2 protein-coding genes are annotated in these 1731 nt (G+C 57.6%); both read left to right on the forward strand.

What is annotated here, in order from left to right; translation table 11 throughout:
* Positions 1-1092 (forward strand): RHS repeat-associated core domain-containing protein (locus tag ACN4EK_RS32525; protein WP_431662588.1); only part of this gene is annotated, 1092 nt, incomplete at its 5' end.
* 8 nt (positions 1093-1100) lie between these two features.
* Positions 1101-1634 carry a hypothetical protein gene (locus ACN4EK_RS32530; protein WP_431662589.1) on the forward strand — a complete coding sequence of 178 codons (534 nt, stop codon included), beginning with the start codon at positions 1101-1103 and terminating at the stop codon, positions 1632-1634.
* The last annotated feature ends 97 nt before the right edge of the window (positions 1635-1731 follow it).

A 1731-nucleotide genomic window follows, 5' to 3' on the forward strand; every position in this document is an offset into this window, starting at 1 on the left:
CAGCAGCGGTACTACCGGCCGGGGCTGGGCAGGTTCAATCGCGTGGATCCGTGGGAAGGCGACACGCTCCGACCGATCACGCTGAACAAGTACCTGTATGCGAATGGCAATCCGCTGCTGTACGTCGACCCCGACGGCCGCTGCGGCATGCAGCTTGGTGATGACTTCTGCGAGCTCGGCGCGGCTGTGGCAAACGGCTGGAGCCCCGAGCAGTATCACGACCACTTGAAGGTCAGGTCACAGGCGGAGCGAGACGCCTCGGAAGCTGCCTTTGGCCTTGGCAGGGGTGTCGCCAAAGTCGGTGCGGAAGGTGTTTGGGACACACTGAAGCTCGGACTCAGCCTTGCGAAGTCTCTAGGAGGAAACACCGAAGCCGGCGATGAGGTAATGAGTGTCCTCAGGGGAGCCGCAGGCGTCGTAGCCGCCCCTGGTCGTAGCTATGCCCAGGCATCTGCATCGTTCGGTGAAGGCTTGGATGAGCAGCGTCGCCTGATGGCGTCGGGCGACATTGGAGGCGCTTGGGAGACTCGGGGCCGTTTGGCGTCTGGATTTGTCTATGCCTTGACACCACTGGCTTCACGCACGTCGTTGCTGAGCTCAGGCGCGGCTACGAATCGGGTTGTGCAACAGGCACGCCCGCTAACAGTCGTGGAGGATGGAGGCTCCGCGAGGTTCGGTGAAACTGCGAGTACTAGGATTGGTAGGGACGTCCATGCTGGAGAGGCGGCGTGGCGGCGGGAATCGGGAATGTTTGACGTCGTTAATGGGCCCATTGCAGATATGGCTGGCGTGCCGATACTTGTTCCAAAGCGCGTTGACTTGCGGACCGGACAACCTCAGCCGGGAACGCCATTGCAAACCGCGAACCCTGATGCAGCGAGTTATCAACGTTCGCTGATCGTCGACGACAAGCCGTTGGGTAGGCCGCCAGCGAAGGACAGACAGGAAATTATCCGCTTCATCGAGGCATATCGCCAAAGGGAGGGGCGTCTGCCCGAAACAATCGGCATCCAGCGTTACGATCCGCGTACCGGGCAGCCAGTGAGGACTGACTTGTGTGCGCCCGAGGATTTTTTGCCTCCCAACAACTAGAGGTTGATATGAGCTTCGAACACAAGGCATTTCTTTTCGACTACGGTAGTTTTCAGAGCGAGCTTGAGCCTGTCCTCGTGGATGCTTTGGCGTTTGGTAACTTGGCGGGGCTCATCTCGTTCATAGAATCCAATAGCGGAATCTTGCGAGATCCCTATGAAGGCTCTCCATTGGATGAGAGCTGGCGGGGGTTGATGGAAGAAGAAGATGCTCACCAGTTCGGTGACTTCGCCCTAACCAAGTTCTACGACCCTAGAGACGATATTGGGCTCGGCTCTAGCTGGGAGCAAGTTCAGTCGGCTCTTGACGAGGAGTTCGGTCGAGGTTCCATAACGGTTTTGGGACACGCTATCGGGCCGGACGGAGCTTTCTTTGACCCAGGAAAAATGGGCTCGTATTTTCTGTCTGAAGAAGCTGCTAGAGAGGCCTGCCGGAAGCTTAGAGGCCTTCAAGCTGAAGAACGGACGGAGGCGATCAATAGATTTCTCGAGATCCTTGAACGTTCTGTTGCCCAAGGCAAAGGCCTATACGTCACCTTCTAGCGGAAGCATAGTTTCAGGACATCCTTTTGGGTGGCGGTCTCACCTCCGAACCCGATCGCCCGACCCAAACACCAACGCCTGTCTCTTATACACATCT

The organism is Pantanalinema rosaneae CENA516, from assembly GCF_050753385.1.
GTDB lineage: Bacteria > Cyanobacteriota > Cyanobacteriia > Leptolyngbyales > Leptolyngbyaceae > Pantanalinema > Pantanalinema rosaneae.